18 protein-coding genes, 2 pseudogenes and 1 riboswitch are annotated in these 24,278 nt (G+C 57.1%); of the genes and pseudogenes, 12 read left to right on the forward strand and 8 right to left on the reverse strand.

Annotation, left to right across the window (positions count from 1 at the left end; all coding sequences use genetic code 11):
- Positions 1-152: 152 nt before the first annotated feature.
- From traA to ACQZ6D_RS20260, 3 genes are all read left to right on the forward strand, one after another.
- The gene (traA, locus tag ACQZ6D_RS20250; protein ID WP_448730160.1) at positions 153-4,781 is read left to right on the forward strand and encodes a Ti-type conjugative transfer relaxase TraA; all 4,629 of its coding nucleotides are present in this window, start codon (positions 153-155) and stop codon (positions 4,779-4,781) included.
- A 201-nt stretch (positions 4,782-4,982) separates the two neighbouring features.
- Positions 4,983-6,305 (forward strand): type II toxin-antitoxin system HipA family toxin, encoded by a 1,323-nt coding sequence (locus ACQZ6D_RS20255; RefSeq protein WP_111801742.1) that lies wholly within the window; start codon positions 4,983-4,985, stop codon positions 6,303-6,305.
- A gap of 17 nt (positions 6,306-6,322) precedes the next feature.
- Positions 6,323-6,601, forward strand: a complete 279-nt coding sequence (locus tag ACQZ6D_RS20260) for a helix-turn-helix transcriptional regulator (protein ID WP_003517384.1) — start codon at positions 6,323-6,325, stop codon at positions 6,599-6,601.
- A gap of 143 nt (positions 6,602-6,744) precedes the next feature.
- On the opposite strand, the gene ACQZ6D_RS20265 is transcribed toward ACQZ6D_RS20260, so the two are convergent.
- Together ACQZ6D_RS20265 and ACQZ6D_RS20270 are read right to left on the reverse strand one after the other, a co-directional pair.
- On the reverse strand, positions 6,745-7,218 hold the full coding sequence (locus tag ACQZ6D_RS20265) for a hypothetical protein (RefSeq protein WP_162633847.1): 474 nt from the start codon (positions 7,216-7,218) through the stop codon (positions 6,745-6,747).
- Between the two features lie 89 nt (positions 7,219-7,307).
- Positions 7,308-7,550, reverse strand: a complete 243-nt coding sequence (locus ACQZ6D_RS20270) for a hypothetical protein (RefSeq protein WP_162633848.1) — start codon at positions 7,548-7,550, stop codon at positions 7,308-7,310.
- A 561-nt stretch (positions 7,551-8,111) separates the two neighbouring features.
- Here ACQZ6D_RS20270 and ACQZ6D_RS20275 point away from each other — a divergent pair.
- Positions 8,112-10,055, forward strand: coding sequence for a methyl-accepting chemotaxis protein (locus ACQZ6D_RS20275; RefSeq protein WP_003517369.1), 1,944 nt, complete (start codon positions 8,112-8,114; stop codon positions 10,053-10,055).
- Positions 10,056-10,346: 291 nt separating this feature from the next.
- Entirely contained in the window at positions 10,347-10,805 is a 459-nt protein-coding gene (locus ACQZ6D_RS20280; protein ID WP_080581032.1) for an ArsR/SmtB family transcription factor, read from the forward strand.
- A 210-nt stretch (positions 10,806-11,015) separates the two neighbouring features.
- Here ACQZ6D_RS20280 and rctB read toward each other — a convergent pair whose 3' ends face one another.
- Together rctB and ACQZ6D_RS20290 are read right to left on the reverse strand one after the other, a co-directional pair.
- Positions 11,016-11,345, reverse strand: coding sequence for an SMa0974 family conjugal transfer regulator (rctB, locus tag ACQZ6D_RS20285; protein ID WP_112182982.1), 330 nt, complete (start codon positions 11,343-11,345; stop codon positions 11,016-11,018).
- A gap of 565 nt (positions 11,346-11,910) precedes the next feature.
- Positions 11,911-12,831 carry a LysR family transcriptional regulator gene (locus ACQZ6D_RS20290; RefSeq protein ID WP_112182983.1) on the reverse strand — a complete coding sequence of 307 codons (921 nt, stop codon included), beginning with the start codon at positions 12,829-12,831 and terminating at the stop codon, positions 11,911-11,913.
- A 235-nt stretch (positions 12,832-13,066) separates the two neighbouring features.
- Between ACQZ6D_RS20290 and ACQZ6D_RS20295 the strand changes: the two genes are divergently transcribed.
- The 5 genes and pseudogenes from ACQZ6D_RS20295 (at position 13,067) to ACQZ6D_RS20315 (ending at position 17,253) form a co-directional block, all read left to right on the forward strand.
- On the forward strand, positions 13,067-13,981 hold the full coding sequence (locus ACQZ6D_RS20295) for a nucleotidyltransferase and HEPN domain-containing protein (RefSeq protein ID WP_112182984.1): 915 nt from the start codon (positions 13,067-13,069) through the stop codon (positions 13,979-13,981).
- Positions 13,982-14,228: 247 nt separating this feature from the next.
- Positions 14,229-14,305, forward strand: a riboswitch (Fluoride riboswitch).
- Positions 14,306-14,394: 89 nt separating this feature from the next.
- Entirely contained in the window at positions 14,395-16,209 is a 1,815-nt protein-coding gene (locus ACQZ6D_RS20300; protein ID WP_112182985.1) for a voltage-gated chloride channel family protein, read from the forward strand.
- 10 nt (positions 16,210-16,219) lie between these two features.
- Positions 16,220-16,573 (forward strand): annotated as a pseudogene (crcB, locus tag ACQZ6D_RS20305) (fluoride efflux transporter CrcB); the annotation flags it as partial.
- Positions 16,574-16,604: 31 nt separating this feature from the next.
- Positions 16,605-17,041: pseudogene (locus ACQZ6D_RS20310) on the forward strand (EamA family transporter).
- 29 nt (positions 17,042-17,070) lie between these two features.
- A complete protein-coding gene (locus tag ACQZ6D_RS20315) occupies positions 17,071-17,253 on the forward strand; it encodes a hypothetical protein (protein ID WP_112182986.1) in 183 nt (60 codons plus the stop codon).
- A gap of 392 nt (positions 17,254-17,645) precedes the next feature.
- On the opposite strand, the gene ACQZ6D_RS20320 is transcribed toward ACQZ6D_RS20315, so the two are convergent.
- The 3 genes from ACQZ6D_RS20320 to ACQZ6D_RS20330 all read right to left on the reverse strand — a co-directional run bounded on the left by ACQZ6D_RS20320 (position 17,646) and on the right by ACQZ6D_RS20330 (position 19,993).
- The gene (locus tag ACQZ6D_RS20320; RefSeq protein ID WP_112182987.1) at positions 17,646-18,356 is read right to left on the reverse strand and encodes an autoinducer binding domain-containing protein; all 711 of its coding nucleotides are present in this window, start codon (positions 18,354-18,356) and stop codon (positions 17,646-17,648) included.
- The gene (locus ACQZ6D_RS20325; protein WP_112182997.1) at positions 18,353-19,117 is read right to left on the reverse strand and encodes an acyl-homoserine-lactone synthase; all 765 of its coding nucleotides are present in this window, start codon (positions 19,115-19,117) and stop codon (positions 18,353-18,355) included. The genes ACQZ6D_RS20320 and ACQZ6D_RS20325 overlap by 4 nt, the downstream gene beginning before the upstream one ends.
- 156 nt (positions 19,118-19,273) lie before the next feature.
- Entirely contained in the window at positions 19,274-19,993 is a 720-nt protein-coding gene (locus ACQZ6D_RS20330; RefSeq protein ID WP_112182988.1) for a helix-turn-helix transcriptional regulator, read from the reverse strand.
- A gap of 813 nt (positions 19,994-20,806) precedes the next feature.
- Between ACQZ6D_RS20330 and ACQZ6D_RS20335 the strand changes: the two genes are divergently transcribed.
- Together ACQZ6D_RS20335 and ACQZ6D_RS20340 are read left to right on the forward strand one after the other, a co-directional pair.
- Positions 20,807-21,541, forward strand: a complete 735-nt coding sequence (locus ACQZ6D_RS20335; protein WP_035200958.1) for a response regulator transcription factor — start codon at positions 20,807-20,809, stop codon at positions 21,539-21,541.
- Entirely contained in the window at positions 21,531-22,931 is a 1,401-nt protein-coding gene (locus ACQZ6D_RS20340) for an amidohydrolase family protein (protein ID WP_333717762.1), read from the forward strand. Before ACQZ6D_RS20335 ends, ACQZ6D_RS20340 begins: the two co-directional genes overlap by 11 nt.
- Here the strand turns inward: ACQZ6D_RS20340 and ACQZ6D_RS20345 are convergent, their stop codons facing one another.
- Complete coding sequence (locus ACQZ6D_RS20345) at positions 22,932-24,272, reverse strand: MmgE/PrpD family protein (protein ID WP_112182990.1); 1,341 nt, start codon at positions 24,270-24,272, stop codon at positions 22,932-22,934.
- Positions 24,273-24,278: the final 6 nt, after the last annotated feature.

Consider the following 24,278-nt stretch of genomic DNA (forward strand, 5'->3'; position numbering starts at 1 on the left):
CGCGCTACCGTACACAAGCCCCCAAACGTCGATATTGGAAATCCCAGCAGGGCCGTCTTCCGGAAAAGCAGCATCGGTCTTGTCAGGCCGATTGATTTGAGGGCGCAATATACGTCGCTGACGCGACGTGCCTGGAAGGACTGGAGACGTTAGTGGCGATCATGTTCGTCAGAGCGCAGGTGATCAGCAGGGGAGCGGGACGCAGTATCGTTTCGGCCGCCGCCTATCGTCATCGGGCGCGGATGATGGACGAACAGGCCGGAACCTCCTTCAGTTACCGTGGCGGCGGCGCCGAACTGAAACACGAGGAGTTGGCGCTGCCGGACCAGGTACCGGCCTGGCTGCGCGCGGCCATCGATGGGAAGAGCGTCGTTGCGGCCAGCGAGGCGCTTTGGAATGCAGTGGACGCATTCGAAACTCGTGCCGACGCGCAGCTTGCCCGCGAGTTGATCATCGCGCTTCCGGAAGAGTTGACGCGATCAGAGAACATAGCCCTTGTGCGCGAGTTCGTCCGGGACAACCTGACGTCCAAGGGCATGATCGCCGACTGGGTTTATCATGACAGGCAGGGCAATCCACACATCCACCTGATGACCGCGCTTCGACCTCTGACGGAACAGGGTTTCGGGCCGAAGAAAGTGCCGGTGCTTGGCGCCGACGGCGAGCCGTTGCGGGTCGTCACGCCGGACCGACCGAAGGGCAAGATCGTCTACAGGCTCTGGGCCGGCGACAAGGAAACCATGAAGGCATGGAAGATTGCCTGGGCGGATACGGCCAATCGGCATCTGGCGCTTGCCGGCCATGAGATCCGCCTCGACGGGCGTTCCTATGCCGAACAGGGGCTCGACGGGATTGCCCAGAAACATCTCGGGCCGGAAAAGGCAGCGCTCGCCCGCAAGGGTGCCGCGATGTATTTCGCTCCGGCCGATCTCGCGCGCCGGCAGGAGATGGCCGACCGGCTGCTGGCCGATCCGCACCTACTCCTGAAACGACTCGGCAACGAGCGCTCCACCTTCGATGAACGGGACATCGCCAAGGCACTGCACCGCTATGTCGACGATCCCGCTGATTTCGCCAATATACGCGCCAAGCTGATGGCCTCCAATGACCTCGTGCTGTTGAAGCCGCAACAGGCTAACCTGCAGACCGGCAAGGTGGCCGAACCTGCGGTCTTCACCACACGCGATATCCTGCGCACCGAATATGACATGGCGCAGTCGGCGGAAGTTCTGGCCCGGCGCAAGGGGTTCGGCGTCGCCGCGGCGAAGATTGCGGCGGCTGTCAGAACCATAGAAACCGCCAATCCGGAAAATCCGTTCACGCTTGATCGCGAACAGGTGGAGGCTGTCCATCATGTCGCCGGCGACACTGGCATCGCCGCTGTGGTCGGGCATGCCGGTGCGGGAAAATCGACGCTGCTTGCCGCGGCGCGCATCGCCTGGGAGAGCGGCAACTACCGCGTCTTCGGGGCGGCGCTTGCTGGCAAGGCGGCCGAAGGGCTTGAGGATAGTTCCGGCATCAGATCGCGCACGCTCGCCTCATGGGAACTAGCCTGGGAGAACGGACGCGATCTCCTCGACCGGCGGGACATCTTTGTCATCGATGAAGCTGGCATGGTCTCGTCGCAGCAGATGGCGCGTGTGCTCAAGCGCGCCGAGGAGGCTGGAGCCAAGGTGGTTCTGGTCGGCGATGCAATGCAGCTTCAACCGATCCAGGCCGGCGCAGCCTTTCGGGCGATTTCCGAACGGATTGGTTCTGCCGAACTTGCCGGTGTGCGGCGCCAGCGTGAAGAGTGGGCGCGAGAGGCCTCCCGTCTTTTCGCCCGCGGCAAGGTCGAGGAGGGGCTGGATGCTTATGCGCAGCGGGGGCATATTGTCGAGGCGGAGAGCCGGGCTGAAGCTGTGGAGCGCATCGTTGCTGACTGGACGAGCGCTCGCCGCGACCTCATCCAGCAATATGCCGATAAAGAACAGTCGGTTCGCATGCGTGGTGACGAACTGCTCGTTCTCGCCCATACCAATGACGACGTAAGGCGGCTCAATGAAGCGCTGCGCAACGTCATGAAAGATGAAGGCGCCCTGACCGTCTCTCGTGAATTTCAAACGGAACGAGGCGTGCGGGAGTTCGCCGTCGGCGACCGGATCATCTTCCTCCAAAACGCCCGGTTCCTCGAGCCGCGTGCGCAAAAGCTTGGACCCCAATATGTCAAAAACGGCATGCTCGGCACGGTCGTCTACACCGGCGACACGCACGGCGACCCACAACTATCGGTCCGTCTCGATAATGGCCGGGATGTCGTCATTAGCGAAGACAGCTATCGCAATGTCGATCACGGTTATGCTGCGACCATTCACAAGTCCCAAGGTGCGACCGTCGACAGGACATTCGTGCTCGCAACCAGCATGATGGATCAGCACCTGACATACGTGTCGATGACCCGCCATCGCGACCGGGCCGATCTTTATGCCGCTCGCGAGGACTTTGTGCCGAAGCCGGAATGGGGGAAAAGATCCCTGGTTGATCACGCCGCAGGCGTCACGGGCGAGCTGGTCGGAACCGGCAATGCGAAGTTCAGGCCGCAAGACGAGGATGCCGATAAAAGCCCCTACGCCGATGTGAAAACGGACGACGGAAGCGTGCATCGGCTCTGGGGCGTAAGCCTTCCGAAGGCCCTGGAGGAGGCCGGCGTGTCGGAAGGCGACACGGTGACGCTGCGCAAGGACGGTGTCGAACGGGTGACGGTGATGGTGCCCGTCATCGACGAAAAAACGGGAAAGAAGAGGCTCGAGGAACGGACGGTCCATCGAAACGTCTGGACTGCCAAACGGATTGAAACGACAGAGGTTCGCCGGCAGCGCCTCGAGGAGGAGAGCCATCGGCCGGAACTGTTCAAGCAACTGGTGGAGCGTCTTGGCCGCTCCGGCGCCAAGACGACGACCCTCGATTTCGAGAGCGAGGCCGGCTACCGGGCGCACGCCCGCGATTTTGCCCAGCGTCGCGGTATCGATACGCTCTCTGGGGTCGCAGCCTGGATGGAGGACGGAGCGGCGCGGCAGCTGGCGTGGCTGGCGCAGAAGCGCGAGCAAGTGGCGAAGCTTTGGGAGCGGGCGAGCGTGGCGCTCGGCTTCGCGATCGAAAGCGAGAAGCGTGTTTCCTATAGTGAGGAACGAGCCGAAACCCGGACGGCAAAAATTCCGACGGATCGACAATATCTCATCCCGCCGAAAACATTGTTTTCCCGCAGTGTCGGCGAGGATGCCCGCCGAGCGCAGCTTCGCTCGGATCACTGGAAGGAACGCGACGCCATTCTTCGCCCAGTCTTGCAAAAGATCTATCGCGATCCCGAAGGTGCGCTTGCAAGACTGAACGCGCTTGCCTCCGACGCGCGGATTGCGCCCCGCGAGCTTGCCGACGATCTTGAGGCCTCGCCGCAGCGTCTCGGCCGTCTGCGTGGATCGAATCTTCTTGTCGATGGCCGCGCGGCCCGCTCCGAGCGCGATGCGGCGGTGTCGGCCTTGTCCGAATTGCTGCCGCTGGCGCGTTCCCATGCCACAGAGTTCCGCCGCCAGGTCGAACGCTTCGGCATGCGAGAGGAGCAACGGCGCGCGCATATGTCGTTGTCGATCCCGGCGCTTTCCAAACCGGCTATGGCGCGCCTTGCCGAAATCGAAGCCGTACGCGAGCGCGGTGGCAAGGATGCCTACAAGACGGCCTTCGCCTACGCGGCGGAGGATCGCCTTTTTGTTCAAGAGGTGAGGGGGGTCAACGACGCTCTCAACGCTCGCTTCGGCTGGTCCGCCTTCACCGACAAGGCAGACACTGTTGCCCAGCGCAACATGATCGAGCGCATGCCGGACGACCTTGACCTCGACCGGCGCGAAAAGCTCAATCGTCTTTTTGCCGCCATACGCCGCTTTGCCGAAGAACAGCATCTTGCCGAAAGGAAAGATCGCTCCAGGATCGTTACCGGCGCCAGCGTCCTGCCTGGGAAAGAGACGGTGCCGGTGTTGCCAATGCTTGCAGCTGTAACAGAGTTTGAAACCCCGATCGACCACGAGGCGCGGGAGAGGGCGCGAGCTGTTCCTCACTACAGTCAAAATCGCGCCGCCCTTGCGAACGCGGCAGCGCGTATCTGGCGCGATCCGGCAGGTGCTGTCGGAAAGATTGAAGATCTGATCCTGAAGGGCTTTGCCGGTGAGCGGATCGCTGCGGCCATCAGCAATGATCCCGCTGCCTACGGCGCGTTGCGAGGCTCCGGCCGTATCATGGACAAATTGCTCGCTGTCGGCCAGGAGCGGAAGGAGGCTTTCCGTGCCGTCCCGGAGGCGGCAAGCCGTGTGCGGTTATTGGCCACCTCATTTAGGGCCGCATTTGATGCAGAGAGGGAGGCGATCACTGAGGAGCGCCAGCGCATGAGCATTGCCATCCCGGGACTGTCGCCGTCCGCCGAAGATGCACTGAGAGAACTCTCAGTGGCGATGAAGAAAAAGAACGGCAGGCTCGACGTTGCTGCCGGCTCTCTCGATCCCGCCATTAGTAAGGAGTTTGCAACCGTCAGCCGCGCCCTCGACGAGCGCTTCGGCCGCAATGCTATCCTGCGTGGAGAGCTGGATGTTATCAATCGCGTGCCGCCTGCTCAGCGCCGTGCGTTCGAGGTAATGCGGGAACAGTTGAAGGTTCTGCAGCAGGTTGTCCGCATGCAGGCAAGCCAGAACATCGTAGCAGAGCGCCACCGGCGTGTACTCGACCGCGCCCGCGGCGTTATCCTCTTTAACCAATGAATGGCTAACACCCGTGCTGAGCTTGTCCCTCATGCTGTTCGCTTACGGCAATGCGTTGCGTGGCCGGAAGATGGTCAGCCGGATCAGGAGTTTTAATGACCGCTTCAGTAGATGGCAGTCCAAGGGCAGTTATTCAACCCACTTTGATGGGTTGAATAAATTGAAAATATGCGTTAATTGAACCATTGAAAGGGTCAATTAATGCGCCTAACGCTCCAAACCCATTTTTATGGCCAGTGGCACCACGCCGCGACGCTGGAACTTAAGGATGACGCGGCCGGCTTCCAGGGCGCGTCCATCGTCGATTACGATCTCGACTATTTCGTCACAGTTGCATCTGCGGAGTTCGCGGGTGGAAAAACGGTTCGCGACCATCGCGCGTTATCTGTCCGATATCCCGTTGATCTCGAAAATCGATATAGCCGCAGCTGGCCGCCCTTCCTCTTGGATCTTATGCCCCAGGGTCATGCAAGGCGAAAGCTTGCCGAGCATCTCAGTCTTGCTGAAGGCTCGCGCGCTTCTGATCTACCGCTGCTTCTGCGATCGGCGACGGGCGGCATAGGCAATATCCGGATCAAAGAAGCGGCGGAGGCCGAGACGGAACGGCTGCGCGGTGTTGAGCGCCAAGGGGTTACAGAAGCGGAAATGCTTGAGCGCTCGGATCGTTTCATGGAAGTCGCCGATCGCTTCGGAATGCTCGCCTCTGGCTCAAGCGGCCTGCAAGGCGAATGGCCCAAGGTCTCGATGACCCAAGCGAATGACGGTCTCTATTATCCCGACAGCTTCGTGACTGATGATGAGGCCGTGCGCCACGTCATTGTCAAGCTGGTCCGCAGCAGCGAGCCCGTGGACCGCCTTATACTCGAAGGCGAAGCCCTCTATTCGCGGATCGCTCAAGAGATCGGCCTGAATGTGGACGAACCTTCGACCTATGCCGAAAGTGTCCTGATCATTCCTCGGTTCGACCGGAAGAAAAAAGAAGGTGGCGGAACCGTTAGGCTGGGCCAAGAAAGCCTGGTATCCGCGATCGGGGTTGCTGATTTTGGTCATGTCGGCTCGCATGAGGACTACATCGACGTTTTGCGCCAATATTCTGCCAATCCCTTCGCGGACATTGTCGAATACCTGAAGCGGGACATCGCCAATTTGGCGCTCGGCAATCCCGATAATCACGGCCGAAATTCTGCACTGAGTAAGCACCTGGACGGCACGATCCGCCTGTCTCCGCTCTTTGATTTCGCGCCAATGCGGCTTGCCAAAGAGGGGATCGTTCGTTCCACCCGCTGGACCATGATGCGGGACGGTGGTCGCGATCACCTTCCCGATTGGAAACGCATTTGCGCTGAACTGATCCCTGATCCTGATGAGCAGAATGCGCTCGCAGCTGAGCTTTCCGTGTTTGCCGGTTACCTCCGGCAAACACCAGCTATGGCGAAAGATATGGGTGGGTCTCCGGAAATTCTGGAGCGTGCAATGGGCCGCTGCATTGAAATCGCGGAGAGCGTTCTGGCGGCGTGCCAGTGATGCCGGAGGACAGCTAAATGGCTCGATGGAGAAAGCCAACGAAAGAGGAAATTCTTGAGAACCGGCGAACACTGGCGGAACGCGCTCGGACTGGCGACTTGAGGTTACCTGAGGCTGTTGTTGAAATCCGAAGAGGGCTTGGTTTGACGCAGGACGAATTCGCCAAGACGCTATCGCTCACCAGGCGCCAAGTTGCTGAGATCGAAGCCGGGACGGCGAACCCAACGCTCGAAACTTTAGGGAAGATTGGCCGATTGTTCGGATTTACTGTGGGTTTTATTCCGAAGGCGCAATGATGGCTGAATTTTCCCGGGGGATGGGCGTTGGTACTACGCAAGGAAGCGACGGCGAGGATCAAAATCAAACGGCTGCTGCAGGCCGCTGGCTGACGCTTCTTCGATGACAAGCGGTCCCGCGAATGTCGCTCTTGAGCCGAACGTCAAGCTGAAGCTGAGCACATCGAAAGTCTCGGTGCGGACTTTGAGAAAAGCGCGAAGGGATTCATCGACTTTTTGTTGCTGGGCAAAGACGGCAAGCCGCTGATCGTCTTGGAAGCGAAATCGGAAGATAAAGATCCTCGGATAGGCAGGGGCAGGCGCGCAAGTATGCCCGCTCTCAGAATGCCCGCTTCGTCATCTTGAGCAACGGAAACATCCATTACCCGTGGGAGCTTGAGCAGGGCAATCCGACGGTCATCACTTCCTTTCCTGGCCCTGATGAGATTAAGAACCACTACGCCTTCAAGCCTAATGTTGAGCGTGACTTTATCGTTCTCACCCACAGGCCCGGTTACCCGCCCATTAGGTGCCAATGCTGACATTCGTTGTCTGGCCAGCGGGAAGGTTCCAGTTTTGCTTGGTGACGCGCAGCCTCGGAACAATTTTGGCGATGCGATCAGCGTGTATTCGATCACGGCCGACCTCCGCGACCACGCCGTGCTGCGGAACCCGCAAAAATGCTTCATCGCCAAAAGGATCTGGCGTCTTCAACACGACCTGCGAGCTATTGCCCTTTTGGTAGGAGTGTTCTCCAGCCACGGCAGGCGTATAGGTAGGCGGCGATGGTCTGATAAAGCTCCTGCTTCACAAACGGCACGAAGGCCTTGCCACTATCGAACAGCTTGCCCTGTGGCAACCGGCCGAGAAACGCCCTGAGTTCGTCGCCTTCCACCTTAAGCGTCACCATGCCAAGCAGTTCTGCGGCTTTTTCCGCTGCGCGGCTATCGGTGGCAGGGAAGAATGACACGTGGGGCCTGCCATTGTCGTCACGGCCGAGGATGATGACGGGGCAGGGCTGGGTGACGGCAGGGGTGGCGGTAAGGCGATGGTCGTAGGTATAGCGGTTGAAACATTCATAATTGTAGCTCTACAAAACAAGAAGGCGGGCCAAACGGTCCCTCGCACCGGTAGCAGCACCAGCGTGTTATGATATTGAGCTAAAACATTTGATTGTATAACTGTGTACTTGCAACTGCTATTATGGGGATGGTTTCAGAGAGCTGACAACATTTTGAACGCGACCTTCGCCGGGTCCGTGCATAGGCCAGAGCTGCCAGAGCAGATTCTTTAACTGCGCTAAATACCTCTTACAAGAACGTCATCCTTAACGAATATAAAATATTATCACGTTAGATATCGTGATGCTGAAATGAAATGATAATCTTGATCGGCTTCGGCAGGTATTATGTCGTGAAGTAAATTTCGGATATTTGAAATTTTCTTTCATCATATACCGCCATCGGTGCACCCGGCGAATGAATTGCTTGTGGTCCCTCCTACTGAACGTCAATTGTTGCAGGAGCGATACATGAAAAACATCTCTATCGTCGCAAAATTTTTCCTTATAATGGCATGTTTCGGGTTGTTCTCTCTCGGAGTCGCCGTTTATTCAGGAATACAGATTGCCAGTGTTGACGAAGACTATGCCGGCCTGATGGATGGCGAGTCAACCGCCGCCTTATATTTGGCTCGCTCGAATCGCAACCTCCAGGCAGCACGAGCGTCCATCGGAGAACTGTTGATGTCGCGCTCGGCAGACCTGAACGAACGGGCGGAAAAGGACATCAAGGATGCTGAAGCCGGCTTTGTGAAATATATGGACATCGTTGCTGGCGCTGTCCCGCAGCGCGCCGAGATTGCTCTCCTCAAGACCGAAGGCCTCAAGGTCATGAAAGAGGTTTGTGGCCCAACCATTGCGGCGGCGCGAAACGCGACGACGGAGCAAGACATTGCCGCATCACAGCAGCTGTTTCTGAGCCAGTGTCAGCCGGCTTTCAGCGCGCTCACTCCAAAATTTACAGCTGAAACGAATGAGATCGTCGATGCTGCTGAGAAGACGGGTGAGGAGCTGTCCGCACAAGCCAGCAGCACCGTTGCCACGACCCTGGCAGCTGTCATCCTCGGGTTGATCATCGTTCTCGCCGTCGGTTTCCTTGCTATTCGTTCCTGGCTGGTGCGTCCGATCCAGCGGATATCCGCCACCATGAATGTGCTCGCCAATGGGGATTTGAGCGCCGGCGTCGACGGTACGGATCGCCGCGATGAAGTGGGGGGTATGGCGAGGGCCGTCCAAGTATTCAAGGAAAACGGCCTGCGGGCAAGGGAACTTGAACAGGAAGCGGCCGCGACGCGCTCGGCCAGCGAGGCGGAGCAACTGCGGGTTGCGGAACTTGAGCGTGAGCGCGCCCAGCAGATGACACAGGCGACGTCGGGCCTCGCGGAAGGACTGAAGCACCTGTCGAGCGGGAACCTGACGTTCCGACTGAACGAACCCTTTGCCACTGATTTCGAAGCATTGAGGTCTGACTTTAACGCAGCCGTTGGACAGTTGGCAGACAGCTTGCGATCTGTGGCGAACGCCACAGGATCAATCGATAGTGGCGCGCGTGAAATCAGCCAGAGTGCCGAAGACCTCTCAAAACGGACGGAGCAGCAGGCCGCGTCGCTTGAGGAAACGGCAGCTGCTCTCGACCAGATTACCACCAACGTTGCAAACTCCTCCAAACGCACCGAAGAAGCACGTCATGTGGCAATCGAAGCCAACAAGTCGGCGCGCCGCTCGGGCGAAGTGGTTTCGAATGCTGTAATCGCCATGCAGCGCATTGAACAGTCGTCGAACCAGATATCCAGCATTATCGGTGTCATCGATGAGATTGCCTTCCAGACCAACCTGTTGGCGCTGAATGCCGGTGTCGAGGCTGCGCGGGCCGGGGAAGCGGGCAAGGGCTTTGCGGTGGTCGCTCAGGAGGTGCGCGAGCTTGCTCAGCGGTCGGCTCAAGCGGCCAAGGAGATCAAGGATCTTATCCGAAACTCCGTGGATGAAGTTAGCACGGGTGTAAAGCTGGTTCAGGAAACGGGCCAAGCCCTTAAGGTGATCGAGGAGCAGGTTGTTTCGATCAACACGCAGCTCGACGCCATATCAACGTCGGCCAAAGAGCAGTCGATTGGTCTTGCCGAGGTCAACACGGCTGTGAACCAGATGGATCAGGTGACGCAGCAAAACGCCGCCATGGTGGAAGAATCGACGGCTGCGAGTGCCTCTCTGGCGAGCGAGGTGCAGCGCTTGCGAGAGATCATATCCGATTTCCGCGTCGGTGCCGACGGAAGAGTCGAACCCGGCAGGCCGACGGCGGTGAGAGCCGAACACAAGCCTGTCATTTCTCCTGCCCGCCGAATGCTTTCGAAAGTGGCGGGAGCTGTGGGACTTGGCGGCGGTGCCGTTGCCGTGACCGAAAGCTGGGAAGAATTCTGACTTCCGAGAAGTACGGCGGGAAGTTATACCTGATCGTCATCGGGGACAACGACACCCCGGTGACGTCAAAATACCGGCCACGATTTTTTTGCGGTTGGATCGGTAATGAGAGACTTTCCACTATTCCCGATAATCGGCTCAATGGAAGCTGCTCATCGAGCCATTCGACAGCCAGAAATGATGACGAGTGGGAAATGGACGAGTTAGAGAAGTCAGCATCCGATTGGGCAATCAAGCTTCAACATTTTTTGTAGTTTCATATTGAGACCGACAATTTCAAAGAGATTTTTAATGAGCCAAGAACGACGCAACGCCCATTGTCAATCTTTGCCAGATCGGCCCACGGGGACCATTCTGCGCTTTCCAAGAGACGGAAACCCACGCCAACGTTATGACGAAATCCGTGGAAATCTGCGCGGGCGAGCCCGTATGCATGGAACAGTTGAAGACAAGTACGCCGAATATTTCCAACGATGTGATGAGGTGCTCGATGTCCTCTCGAACCCAAAGCGCGTCGAGGTCGTGCTGGCACTCTCCGAGGATGAGCAGAGCGTGAAGCAGTTGGCCCACCATGTCGATTTATCGCAATCAGCGCTTTCTCCGCATCTCGCAAAGTTGCGTGAGGCGGGTGTGGTTGAATCGCGTCGTGACGGCCTCGTCGTCTATTATCGGTTGATAATGCCAGAGCTTATAGGGTTGTTGAGAGAGGTGGTGTTTTTCGTGCAAACGAATTCTAAAAAGGGATTATGACCGACATTCCTTTCGTTGAGGAATCATGTAGCTTCGACTACCCACGACTGCTTGCATCATCGTCTGATGGCGGGTCAGATAGCAGCCAGACAGTCCGCATTGGAATGTTTGAACCGCAGTTCAATCACCGTATGATGTAATGTTTGAAATTCACCCTGTTATCTGGGGGGCGCACATCAGTTCAGACCGTCATTCTCTCATGTCCATTGTCTAGGCTCTCGCAGATTGTCCTGATAGGAACTCTCGTGCTGGTAGCCATGTCATTGATCTTGCGGCGCTGGGTACTATCTGCCACAAGCGACCCTCGATCACCGTTTGAATGCCGTAGAACGTGAGCAGGTCTCCGGCGGAGACCCTTACAATGAGACCACCGTCAACGACTGTGATGATGGCACACGCATTTTCGAAATTCAGTTGCCTGCCGTTGCAACTGTCGGTGATCGAAAAGCAGATATCTCGACTCTGCGTGCAGATTTTCTTCGCTACGGTGAGTGCAGCTTCTAGCTCAATGAAGGCCTCTGAGACATTTTGATACCCCATTTATCATTCCTCAGAAGTGTCTTCCATCCGCTTTGCCCAACATAAAACATAAGCGACGACCGACGGTAGTATGAAGGACAACATGCAGTTGGTCCGTACGATGGGAAATACCCACAACGGCGCTCCCTCATATGAGGGGTATTGATGCGATCGGCGTACCTCGCAGCTACACCGTGCGGCGGGCGGGATAGAATTTATCAGGATAACTTGGAAAGAGAGGTTCTGCCGATTCTTCAGAACGGGTTCCTCTTTCGGCCCCCCAATGCTTGGCCGACCTGTGTCCAGTTCATGGCCGGGCAAACGAGACAGCAAGTGCGTAAAGGCCGGTGGGTAGTAACATCGCTGCCACCGCGGTTGCGCGGGGCTTGTCGGTCAACACCCGCGTCGAAAACATCTTCGATGCCGCCGATCTGAGCTCTCCGATCCCCGAGATGTCGCGCGGTGATTTACGACGACAGACTTCGTGTTTGCTGTGTTGCGCGAGAATAAGGTCCGCACGTAGCAGTGCGTTCACGACTGTTCAGCAAACCAAAAACCCCGGCCTGCCGCATGCTACTTCGGATGTTCAGTTGCGGTGCTGTTTAGGAGCCGGCCCTTTCGCCGTATTGGATGCGAGCTGGCGGCCGATCTCGATGATGTCATCACGATTGGCGGTCGGGTCCTGATTGCTCCAGGCGAGCCCAAGGCCGATACGCAGATCAATCTCCTCCACTGCCTTCAAACGAAAGTTTCTGTTCGGCAGGTTTGCTGCCCATTCCGGAACGAAGCCGACACCGACGCCTGCGGAGACGAGCGCGATTAGTGAAAGTGTATCGTCGCAGGTATAGACGATCCGATCGGAGAGTTCATGCTCGCGGAATGTATCGAGAAAATACCGCTCCGTGTAGGACAGGTTTGAACGCGAGAAGGAAATGATCTTCTGGCGGCGCAGGTCTTCCAGCGTGACGGTCTCGGCCTCAGCCAAAGCGTTTTCTTTGGAGACGGCGAGCAAATACCTCTCCTCTGTTATCGCCTGCCATCGCAATGCGCCGTTGTTGTCCAAAGGCCGGACAAACCCGATATTGACCTGTCCGCGCTCAATGTCCCGTACGATGGATTCGGTTGTGCCGTTGCGGATATGAATGCGGATATCCGGATAACGTCGGCCAATTCGGGCAAGAAAATCGGGCAGAACACCGAAGGTTGCCGGGTGAATTGTGCCGATGGTGATCTTGCTGGCAGCCTTGCCCGCAACCGCCTGTGTGATCGCACACGTTTCGTCGACGTCGCGAAGCAGTTGAACGCAACGCTCGTAAAAAACCGATCCTGCGGGAGTAAGCTGAACACGGCGTGTGGAACGAATGAGAAGGGAAACGCCCAGTTCCTTCTCAATCGCCTGGACCTGGGCAGTGACGGCAGGCTGCGCAAGGTTGAGCCGGATGGAGGCGCGCCCGAAATGCAGTTCTTCCGCAACGGCAACGAATGTGCTCATTTGGCGCAGATCCATTTCAGTTCCTTCCGCCAGGGCGCAATTAAGATCGAGGAATGCCTCGAATACCAGGAAGGATAAAGTGGTTCAGCGCCTCGGTCCAGATGCGACATTGATAGGTTTGTACGATTAATGGTTGCTGAGCGCGGTCGAGCCTCGCATAATGTGGATGCAGGCGCTACAACAATGTGGAGTAGCAATCGCCTGCAGGTAGCGGCTAGAATATCTACCCAGAAGAATCGATGGTAAGGCCATGAAATCGGATATCGGACATCTTCCGCAGACAAAGCAACGCGAACTGGAAAGGGTCGTCCGGATCATCCATGAAGAGTTCGCCGGCATTGTCGAGCGCTCGAAGTCCGAAGCCAAGAAAGATGGGCGGATTTATAAAATCATCCTTTTCGGCTCCTACGCCCGTGGCACATGGGTGGATGAGCCGCACACGTCAAAGGGTTATCGTTCGGATTTCGACGTTCTCGTCATCCTCAGCAACAAGGAACTGGCCGATCCCAAATACTGGGACAAGACAACAGACCGGTTGATGTGGGACAAGGAGATCGAGACGCCCGTGGGCCTCATCATGCATGGCGCCCGCGAGATCAGCAATTTTTTGCATGATGGCCAAGCCTTCTTCGTCGATATCGCCCGGGAAGGCATAGTTCTCTACGAATTCGATGACCGACCGCTCGCCGAGCCCAAGCCTCTCAGCCCTGCCGATGCGCTGAGAGTTGCCGAGGAGCATTTTCATCGCGAAATGCTAAGCGCAAGCGAGTTTCTAGAACTCGCCCAAATTGCTTCTGCGAAGGATATGGATAAGAAGGCCGTTTTCCTGCTCCATCAGGCGGTCGAGACGGCCTACAACTGCTTTCTCCTGACAGTGACAAACTATTCACCTGCGTCACACAACCTCAAATTCCTGCGCGGCCTTTCGGAGGATCGTGATCGACGGTTGGTCGACATCTGGCCGCGCGACCATCAGCGTTTTACGGCATGGTACAACATTCTCAACGAGGCCTATGTCAAGGCGCGCTATTCAAAGCGTTTCGAGATATCGGAGGAAGCGCTTGAATGGCTTCAGGAGCGAACCGCAGAACTTCACGCCCTGATCGAGTCGCTCTGCCGCAAGCATATCCAAAGGCTGCACCAGACCGTGGAAAACGGGAGCTGAAGGCTGGGCTGTTTCGTCTGAACATCATGGGACTGTTCGGATTAGTTGTGCGAGCGACCTGGTCAGTACGCTGACTGGCGCATTTCTTGCGAAAAATACGGCCCGGAGCCGCGCTTGCTCGCGCAGCGTTGCTGATTTAGGGCCGTCGTATGACTGTCCGTAAGCGGTGTCACCACGTCAGCCCCTCGCTGTCCAGTCAGAGAGCACCATCGCCGGGCGTTGACAATCACCTTTGAGATGCCATATCGGTTTTGACGGTAATGGATTCTGCCGGGCACCAAGCCGAACCGCTTCCCAGATGAAGCTGATGACTCCTACTCAACGCGAACCACGCGAAGGAGTAGAGTCGTGCCTGGAAGTCAAAGTCCGCTCTGTTTTTCTATTACTATCTGTTTTGGTGGAGCCTCGTTCGCATGACGCTCGCATCTATTTTCAGTCTTCGCCTTCAGCAAATCCGCAGCCTCGCAAAATGGCTCGTCATCGTCGTCCCGATGGCGATCGTTGTTGGATCGCTCGTCGCCCTGTTCCTCTGGAGCCTCGACCGCGCGACGGAGCTGCGTTTCGAGTTTCCCTGGTTGATCTACCTAATGCCGGTCGCGGGCTTTGCGATGGTCTGGGCCTATGGCAAGTTCGGCAAGTCGGCCGAAGGGGGCAACAATCTCATCGTCGACCAGATCCATGAACCTGGCGGCGGCGTGCCGCTGCGCATGGCTCCGTTCATTCTGGTCACGACGGTCCTGACGCATCTCGTCGGTGGTTCGGCAGGACGTGAAGGCACCGCCGTCCAGCTTGGCGGCAGCCTTGCGAGCGCCTTCGGCAAATTGTTCAAGTTGACGCCATCGGACATCCGCATCCTTTTGATGGCGGGTATTGCGGCAGGTTTCGGAGCGGTCTTCGGGACGCCGATTGCAGGCGCTGTCTTTGCGCTGGAGGTGCTGACGATCGGGCGCATGCAATACGAGGCGCTGCTTCCCTCACTGCTGGCCGCCGTCGTGGCCGACTGGACCTGCCATGCCTGGGGTATTGGCCATGTCCACTATTCGATTGCCTATCTTGCTGGCGAGGGTGTCGGTTTTCATCTCGATGCGCTGCTGATGCTGAAGGTGGTGATCGCAGGTGTTGCCTTTGGTCTCGCGGCGCACTTCTTTGCCGAACTCTCCCATCTGGCATCGTCAGCCTACAAGGCGATCCTGCCCTATGCGCCGCTGCGACCGGTGCTGGCGAGCGCCATCCTCATCGGCCTCGTTTATATCCTGGGGACCCGCGAGTATCTCGGCCTCGGCGTCTGGTCTCCAAACCTTGAGGACGCCACCATCCTCGGCTTCTTCCGTCCCGATGATGTCGACTACTGGAGCTGGGCCTGGAAAGGTCTCTTTACTATCGTGACGCTGAGCGCAGGCTTCAAGGGCGGCGAGGTCACACCGCTCTTCTTCATCGGTGCTGCTCTCGGCAGTGCCGTTGCTGGTGTGCTCGGCGCGCCGCCGGACCTGTTTGCCGCGCTCGGCTTCGTTGCTGTCTTCGCAGGCGCGACTAACACGCCGCTCGCCTGCATGATTATGGGCATCGAACTCTTCGGAGCGACCCATTCCGTCTACATCGCCGTCGCCTGCTTCGTGGCCTACCTCTGCAGCGGCCATTCCAGCATCTACCTCTCACAGCGTGTCGGCGTGCCGAAGACCGCCGCCGCCAACGACATCCCCCCTGATATCTCCGTTCGCCACATGCGCGAGATGAACGCTCATGCCAGAGGCGATCTCCTGGCGGAAGTGCGCCTGCGCTCGATCCAGACAACAGCAAATCTTTCAGGAAGGCCCATCGTCATGACCAGCCACAAGCTTTCTTCCCGCGAGGTCGGGATAGTTCGCATCTACATGAAGCCGCGCGCGAAGGCGGTTGGCACGGGAGGCTGGTTCGGTGGCGGCAAGCCGCTCTACCGGGAACTGGTCATGCAGGCCAAAGCCTCCGGCATCATGAACGCCGTCGCCCATCAAACCCACTTCGGCTACTCCAACAGCGGCAAGCTGCAGCACGAAGGTTTCGAGATACCGAACCCTGATCTTACCATGTGCGTCGAACTCATCGCCGACCGTGAGCTGCTCGAAGAGTTCTGCCGGACACACGGTTCGCTCCTGAAGAACAAGGTGATCATCTACAAGCACATCGAGCACTGGGACGTGCTCGACCACTCGCTTGCGACCGAAGACGCATTGGCGGACACGAAGCGCTGAGGACGAGGCCATGCCCTACCTGATCGTCTTCCTCGGAGTAGGCATCGGCGGTGCGGCACGCCATGCCGTGAACACGCCTGCCGCCCGGACGATGGGCTACGGATTCCTGTGGGGTACGCTGACCGTCAACGTCCTCTGCTCCATCGTCATGGGTCTCTTGACTGAGTTCTTCGTGGTCCGCTACGGGCTGCCGCAAGAGGTGCGTCTGTTCATGACAACAGGGCTTCTGGGCGGTCTCACGACCTTCTCTACCTTTTCGCTCGACACCGTCAGCCTCTGGGAGCGCGGACGATGGGGGCTGCCGGCAGGTTATGTCACGATCTCGCTGATGGTTTCGACAGTCGGCCTCTTCCTCGGGCTTTCTCTTATCCGCCTTACTGGCCACGGGGCTGATCATGAAGACGCTTGTCACAAGCTGGCGGTTCTGGGCGCTTCTTTCGGCAGGATTTGCTGCACTTACCGCGATCTTCGCCAAGGTCGCAGTCGAGAACGTCAACTCCGATTTCGCCACTTTCTTTCGTACCATCGTCATCCTGATGGCGGCGGGCCTGATGCTCTACATCAGGGGCAACTGGCAGGAACCGTCCTCGGTCTCCCCGAGAAGCTGGCTCTTTCTTATCCTTTTGGGACCCGCCACGGGCGTTCCTGGATTCACTATTTCCGGGCGCTGAAGCTGGGGGATGCTGCCCGCGTCGCCCCCATCGACAAGCTGTCGGTCGTCTTCGTCTCGGTCTTCGCCGTGCTGTTTCTCGGCGAGCGCCTGTCGCTCCCGAACTGGCTCGGTGTCGCCACAATCGCAAGAGGAACTGTAGTCGTTGCATACCGCGCATGACGTCAACATCAGGGGGAAAGGGTTAGACGATGCGGGAGGAGCATCTATGGCGGGAATGGTATGCGTGGTTTCCGGTGAAGCCTGTCGATGACGGGCTGTTCTGGCTAGAATCCATATGGCGACGGCGCAATCCCCGGACAGGTCTATGGGAATACAAATCGTTCCGCTCCAATCAGGAGAAGGACGAGGAGGCGGCGCGGCAGGAGATTTAGGTCATCACGACCACACAAGGCCAAGCAGACCAAACAGTTTCGAACTGACCGGAGCCAAGACCTATGGAATTCGGCGGCCCGTCTTGATCGACGCCATCGCGAACCTCGCATACTTCGGGATAGAATTTGCCGTCTCGCTCAGGATCGGGTCGGCATCCCTTCTGGCGGAAAGCGTGTAGGAATGTCCCTCGGAAAATTGCGCGAGGTTCCAGGTGGAGACGTTCTAAGATCGACCTCGATTGGTTTTCTTTATGCCATCCTGAGAGGTTTCGCCAATTCAGGCAAGTCGCGCCGCTCTCCATTGTCCACGCTAACGATAGCTATTTTCTTATAAATTCAATGCCTTCTACTATTGAAGATTTCATCTTAGTGGTTTGCCTGAAGCCCAAATCTTAGATCAATCCCAACTTTGTGGCCAATGCAGTCGTCTGGGGAAGGGTAACGGTCTTAAGTTTCCGTCGAATGGTCTTCATATGAAAATTCACCGTATGGTGCGTCATGTTCTCAAGGAACGCTATCTCCTGGGTCGTTTTTCCTTCGGCGGCCCATTTTAGAACCATGGACTGTCGCGCCGTCAATTCGATAGCCGGTGATCTGATCGATGCGGCCGCGGTCGCCTCCACGCACCTGTAGAGTAACGCCACAGCATTTGCACTCAAAGCGGGCTGCAATTGGTATTTGTGGGGCAATGTTACGTCGCCGGTGAAAAGGGAGAGGGTGAACAAATCGCTGAATGGCGCCATCACGGGCATGCATATGCCGGCCCTGATGCCCGCCTCGTCTGCATTGGAATAGAATGTTTGCTGGGGGCCGCGCGCGAGTTTTCCCTCATGCTCAAAATCAAAGACGAATGGTGCCATTATTTCACGGGTGCGATCCAGGATTGGATCGATCCTGTCGAAATGCTCCTGCCGATATTGGTCCAGCCACGCCTCGGGAGCATTCGACAAGACGGAGTTCCCAAACCCGGGATGACGGAGAGTCAGCGCATGATAATAGTCAAACCCCAGCTCTTGGGTCAGGTGATGGAGTAGTTCTGCAGTCGCTCGGCTGGTTTTCATTATGGACGTCGTATCGATCAATTTGTGTAGCCAGAGTTTCATCCGAGGTATTTTCCTCCCATCCGTGAGAGACACGTCTGGCTGCGGGCTGCGTTGCAGGTCCAGAAGAGCTCCGTTTTTCTAAGAGGTTTGATGTGGTCCGAGCCTTGAGGCGTTTGTCCTGCGGCTGCTTCTGACGCCGCTGGCAAAAATCGCCTGTATAGAGGTTGCGCAACCCGAAGGACTGTTCGCATCTGACTGAGAGTTTCGTCTGAAACGGCGAACACGCCACAACACACCGGGAGCCGGCCGTAACCATCGGCACGGCCAATCTCCGTTACTCTCAATCCCGCTCGCCGGTATACTCTCTCCATTGGCGGCTCGTAGTTCGACACAAGTGTTTTGATGCCATGCGCGAAGGCGCATTCGAACAGGGCCAGTAAAAGGAACCCAAACGCTCTGGATGGGCTGAGCGTCGGTTGAGACGCTCTGAGGAGGTCGACATCAAGGCACATTCGTGTGCCTTCCCATGTGGCTGGAGACACCAGATCCTTTGCCGGCAAAGTTCGCCTGAACACATCATGCAGCAATGTCGGCCCTGTGGTCGGCATGAGCCGTACCGTACCATAGAGATGATGCGCGTCCTTGTCACACCAGACCAGGTAGACAGCACCTAACTCGTCATACGCGTCCCGTTCAAGGCCGTGATGCACATCGACCTGCCAGCCAAGACAATCGTGAAAAACCCGCTTCCGCAATCGGAACGACTGCTCCAGCAGGCCTGCGTACCGATAATACTGATAGGGTTGGATAAGAAGGAACACGAGCCAATCTCCGATCATGTGTCGGAATAGGATGCACGTAAATCCCAGGTTGCCCATTGCTACAGATGGGCACAATCAATTGAGGTATTGCGCCGAAAATTGAAGGTCTATGGTTGTTGTGCCACGAGGGTGAAAGTCCGGGTTCGTGCTGCTACATCAGATGTTGATCAGCCTGAACTTCATCGCCTGGACCGCGGCGGATGAAATAGTTGCGCATCCAAGCTTTAACCGGCCCGACTTGAGGTAGCTTCTTGCCGTATGCTCGGAAATTCCGAGAATGAGTGCAATATCCTTGTGATCTTTTCCGCGTGCTACCCATGACAGGCACTCCCGCTCGCGTGCACTAAGACCCGGAACAGGGTCTTCTCCGCCATGAATCTCCGTGATCGCCTTCATATGGATCTGATAGGCGATTTCGAGCCAGTCTGACCGATTACCTGCAACAAGTCTGTCCCAGCCTTTCGGGTCGTGCTCCGCACTGAGGGAGAAAATCGCCCGCCGGCCGACCCTGTCAGTGATGGGGATCGAATAACCGAACTCTCCGACGCCATGCTGCCGGGCATCATCAAAGAATGCTGCGATTTCGGGCGTCATTTCGAATTCACGCCAGTCGAATGGAAGCTGCCGCAAAAAGCCCTGTTGCACAACAGGATCGACCTGAACATATCGCTTCAGGAAATACCGTGCGATCCATTCCGGACTGTAAGTCGATTGAACAAATGGTGCATCAAGGTCGCTGATCACAGTTGCGGTGAGATGGTAGGTGACGAAATCGACGTCGTAAATTTCCTTAACACATAAAAGAGCCTCGTAGACTGTTGGGGCATCTGTGATTGTCTCGATAGCCTTGGCGAGATTCGCAGACACTGATTTCATGCCGTAATCCTTTTCGATGTGAGGTGAGTCTCACGGCGCAGACGACAAGCACCTCGTTCCCCATGGGCGCTCAACGACAACGCGCCAGCGTTTTAGACGACCGACATCTTCATGATTTTGCCGCTCGTCTTTCGGTTGAAGCCGTGGCAGGCTGTACCGCGTCCAGACTTATTGTTCGGCTATCGGCTCGACATTGGGGGAACGATCGCTTCGAAACCGACGCCTTATCAACATTTTTCTAGCTTTGGTCAGCGTCCCGCTCGGTCGCTGATAGCTCGCCCGTCAGGAGTCACGCCGAGCGACCGTCTTGGTCTGGCAGCAGCATCTTTCCGTTGCGGGCTATGTAGCTTCCAACCAGACCGCAGCGATGGCGTGGTAGCCCGGATGCCTGTTGCCCGTTGGTGGAGGCATCTACTTCGGCAACGCAAAATAGCCGTTTCGCACAGGCGTTTATCGCTGTTTGGATGATGCGATGATAATTCAACGATTGCGACGCTACGCTTCCGATCTAGCTGCCAAGCGTTCGATACGAAGCCATCCCTGGTCTTTCCGCTCTTCGATGTGGTCAAATGTCCGTCCCTGCAATGATCGTCCTGCGAGTAGCCAAACTGTGTCGGCGGCCACCGTCTCCCCTGATAACAAAGATAAATTTCAAATGTGCCACAACGCACCACTTTTGGCGACTACTACTTCTAGTAGTCGATTTCACATCGAAAATGAGAGAAAGTGGTGTGTCGATTGTAGGTATGTTGGTTCGATGCAGGAGATAACAGCCCTGCTTTTGTAGGGTGCTGCCGACGCAAAGGACATTTGATGAAAAAATTGATCCTGATCGGTTCGGTTGATGCTGACTTCTTCCTCCTCCTTTCACATATTTTGGAAGTGGAGGGTTATCAGGTTCGGATGGCCAGAGGCGTGGAAGAGATGTCGCACCTGGCCGACGATCACCAAGTCATGGCTATACTGCTTGACTGCAGACCTGATCCCTTTCCCGCGGTTGAGGTCTGCGACAGGATAAAGGGAAATCATCGCACGGCGGGCGTCCCCGTGCTCGCAATCATTGGTGCGGGCGCCGAGGGGCAATATGTCGATATGCAGCGCGCCGGCGCCGAAGAATGTTTCGTCCGGCCGTTTGCACCGGTCAAGCTGCTTGAATATCTGCGCAAGCGTACGCTCAGCCGGGCACTGCCTCGAGCGCGATCAGGCCAGTTGTCCTATGGCGGCATCGAGATTGATTTCGAGCATCATCGGGTTTCAAGAAACGGTCTAAACATTCATTTGGGACCACTGGAATTTGTTGTGTTGTCGTACCTAATGGAGCGACCGACCGAGATTTGTCGGCGGGCGGAGCTCATGAGTGCGGTGTGGCCAGGTCTGCATCATGTCGAAGAGCGCACACTGAACGTCCACATAGGCCGATTGCGAAAGAGACTGAACGGGAACGGGCAACCCGATCTTATCCGCACCGTCCGGGGTGTCGGCTACATTCTGGAATCCCCTGCGCGTCAGGCTCCAGACGGTTTGGGGGACGATCGCAATGTCTCATAGTCGGCTCGACAGGATCATACGCGGTGCTTCCGTGATAACGGGAGATGGCGCGACATTTCATGAAAATGCATCCATCGGTATCGGAGAAGGCCGAATTGTTTTCGTCCAGCCAGGCGATATATCCTTCAATCCTGATGAGATCGAAGTCATCGACGCTCACGGCCACACGATTATCCCGGGCGTTATCAATGCGCATGCCCATGGCTGCGTGTGCGGGCCATCTATGCCGAGCGGGTCGTCTCCTGTCGATAGGGACGTGATCGTCTGGAACAGGAACAGGCACCTTCTCGAGGGGACGTCAACATTGTTGAATGTATGCGGGTTGGCGTTGCCTGATGAGGCGTTTGAGGTCGATCCACATCCGCTTGATGTCCATATCTCCACAGCGCATACCCCTTCCAATATCGAAGCCGCCTTGGCAATCGATGGTGCCGGCCTTTCCGAACGACATCGACATGCATCCATCGATGATGCTTTGTCTCAAGGAGCAAAAGCCCTTGGTGAGGTTGGCGGGGGCCAGACACTGGGAGGCGGTGCACAGGAATATAGGTTCATTCCCGAGGCGATGAAACTGGCGACGGGACGGGAGGTATCACCCCTAGTTTCACGCCGGTTGCGAAATGCCGTGGTCGGCCGATACCTGAAAGTCGAGGATGGAGTTTCCGATCGCGAATTGCAGGAGATACTCAACGAATGCGGTCTGTCCGATGTCTGCAGCGCGCGAACCGTCCGTCAGGTCATTCTCGCGTCCGTAATGCCACCGGTCGACCTCGCGCTGAGAGGCTTTGAGGAAGTGGCGCGAGAAGCCGCGCGTGTGGGCTTCCCCGCGATTTTTCACAATTCTGCGCCGTCGGTCCAACGTCTGATCGAAGTCGCTGAGAAATACCCCCGCGCAAACATCGTCGCGGGTCATACGAACCATCCGATGTTTCTGCCGGATGAATCCGTATCATTCGCCCACGAACTGCGACGGCGTGGCGTCACCATCGATGTCTCAACGCTTGACAGCATCCAGACTCGTTGGCGCAATAATCCGGCGAATTTCGACGCCCTGATCGAGGCCGGATGCGTCGATACGATCTCGACTGACTATGCCGGCGGCCATTGGGACAGCATCCTCGTGGCAATCCAGCGCATTGTTAACAAGAAGCAGATGTCACCGGCTGCAGCTGTCGCATTGGCGACCGGGAACGTCGCACGCGCCTTTCCACAACTGGCAAGCGATCGCGGTTTGATCGAGAAGGGCAGGCGCGCCGATCTCGCGATCGTCGATCGCGTCAACCTGGGCCGCGTCCGTCACGTCATCATCCATGGCAAGGTGGTGGTCTGGAATGGAACGATCAAAGGCAATGGTTCGGGCGCTTCTACAGCCAAGCGAAGCGATCAATAGTCACAGGTCGGCCGAAATCTCTCGCAGGAACGGCAGAGGATCACCATACTTGAGCTGGTCAATCGCCGTGTCGAAAACGTCCTCACGCGCTGCACTCATTTTGCCCTTGCACACCTCATGGAACTTCTCCCTAAGGTCGTCCCAAAGCATCGGTCGGCCCGCATCGCCACGCGGCATAACGGTGGTGGAGGTTATTTCGCACGAAGGAGTGGTTAATGTCACTCGCGCTAACGTTTCTGCCGGAAATTTTTCGTCGATCTGTTCATCGACGGCCAAGGTAACGGCGCCGGCAAGGGAACAGATTTCCCGGTCATCGAGAAGTCGCTCATCGATGGGCGCGAGCGCAGAGGCGCCACGCCGGACGGCCGCTGCCAGACAAAAAGGCAAACTGTATTGAGCCTCCACGAGAGTTTTCGGTATGACTTTGTTTTGCAGCCGCTGAGCCCACTGGAATGTGTGGACCTCGATTGACAGTACGTCTTTCGGCTCGAGTCTCCGGCTTTGCATGAGGTCCAGCGTTGCATCGATGGCGGGATGAATATAGCGACAACAGGAATACGGCTTGAAATAGGTCCCCAGGATTTCCCAGGTCAGACCAAGCCCGGTCTCGATGCGATCCCTGTCAAAATGGGAAGCGTGATCGAGAATATCTTCTGGACCCGTAAACCCAGTGTCGGCCAAGTCGAGTGCGGTGAGGCCAGTGAGGACGCTCCACGGGATTCCTTCTTTCGCATGATTTCCGGAGAGCTTCGAATAGCCGGAACTTCCATTTGCCGCTTGATTGGGAGCCCATACACCGTTGATCGCCAAGGCTTGGGCGAGATGATCAGCGCGTGTGCGATTGATACTGCCGGCTGCAGCGACCGCACCGTAGCCGGCCCAGAGACCGCTTTGACGACTTTTTATGTTCTCAGGATTTTGTGCGGCGGCGATCCGGATGGCGATCTCGTAGCCGGCAACGATCGCAGCGACGAATTCGTCCGCGTCGATTGCCCCGTCAGCGGAGGTGGCCAGAACAGCAGGGATCACCGCAGCACCTGGATGTCCGCGCGCGGCACGATGACCATCATCAAAATCAAGGGCGCAAACAGAAGCCGAGTTGGCGAAGGCGGCGCCGATGGTCGATAAGCGATGCTCCGAAAACCAGAGGGCCGCGTTTCCGGGACCGAAAATTCGGCTGGCAACAAGTCTGACGCTCGTCGATCCGGTGGTGTATTTGCCGGCGAGAGCGCAGGTCGCGGCGTCGAGCAGGCAGCACAGTGCCTTGTTTCTCACCTCTACCGGCGCGGTATGGAAAACACGGTCAGCAATGCATTCGGCGAGGAGCTTCGTCATATACATGGGAGC

Source organism: Agrobacterium sp. 22-3639C2, from assembly GCF_053522105.1.

Bases quoted from the DNA above. Each gene is read 5' to 3' on its own strand.
- ACQZ6D_RS20260 (WP_003517384.1), top strand. From the start codon at position 6,323: ATGGCTCGATGGAGAAAGCCAACGAAAGAGGAAATTCTTGAGAACCGG.
- ACQZ6D_RS20320 (WP_112182987.1), bottom strand. From the start codon at position 18,356: ATGAAACTCTGGCTACACAAATTGATCGATACGACGTCCATAATGAAA.
- ACQZ6D_RS20295 (WP_112182984.1), top strand. From the start codon at position 13,067: ATGAAATCGGATATCGGACATCTTCCGCAGACAAAGCAACGCGAACTG.
- ACQZ6D_RS20340 (WP_333717762.1), top strand. From the start codon at position 21,531: ATGTCTCATAGTCGGCTCGACAGGATCATACGCGGTGCTTCCGTGATA.
- ACQZ6D_RS20335 (WP_035200958.1), top strand. From the start codon at position 20,807: ATGAAAAAATTGATCCTGATCGGTTCGGTTGATGCTGACTTCTTCCTC.
- rctB (WP_112182982.1), bottom strand. From the start codon at position 11,345: ATGGGGTATCAAAATGTCTCAGAGGCCTTCATTGAGCTAGAAGCTGCA.
- ACQZ6D_RS20290 (WP_112182983.1), bottom strand. From the start codon at position 12,831: ATGGATCTGCGCCAAATGAGCACATTCGTTGCCGTTGCGGAAGAACTG.
- ACQZ6D_RS20345 (WP_112182990.1), bottom strand. From the start codon at position 24,272: ATGTATATGACGAAGCTCCTCGCCGAATGCATTGCTGACCGTGTTTTC.
- ACQZ6D_RS20300 (WP_112182985.1), top strand. From the start codon at position 14,395: ATGACGCTCGCATCTATTTTCAGTCTTCGCCTTCAGCAAATCCGCAGC.
- ACQZ6D_RS20280 (WP_080581032.1), top strand. From the start codon at position 10,347: ATGAGCCAAGAACGACGCAACGCCCATTGTCAATCTTTGCCAGATCGG.
- ACQZ6D_RS20275 (WP_003517369.1), top strand. From the start codon at position 8,112: ATGAAAAACATCTCTATCGTCGCAAAATTTTTCCTTATAATGGCATGT.
- ACQZ6D_RS20255 (WP_111801742.1), top strand. From the start codon at position 4,983: ATGCGCCTAACGCTCCAAACCCATTTTTATGGCCAGTGGCACCACGCC.
- ACQZ6D_RS20330 (WP_112182988.1), bottom strand. From the start codon at position 19,993: ATGAAATCAGTGTCTGCGAATCTCGCCAAGGCTATCGAGACAATCACA.
- ACQZ6D_RS20315 (WP_112182986.1), top strand. From the start codon at position 17,071: ATGCGGGAGGAGCATCTATGGCGGGAATGGTATGCGTGGTTTCCGGTG.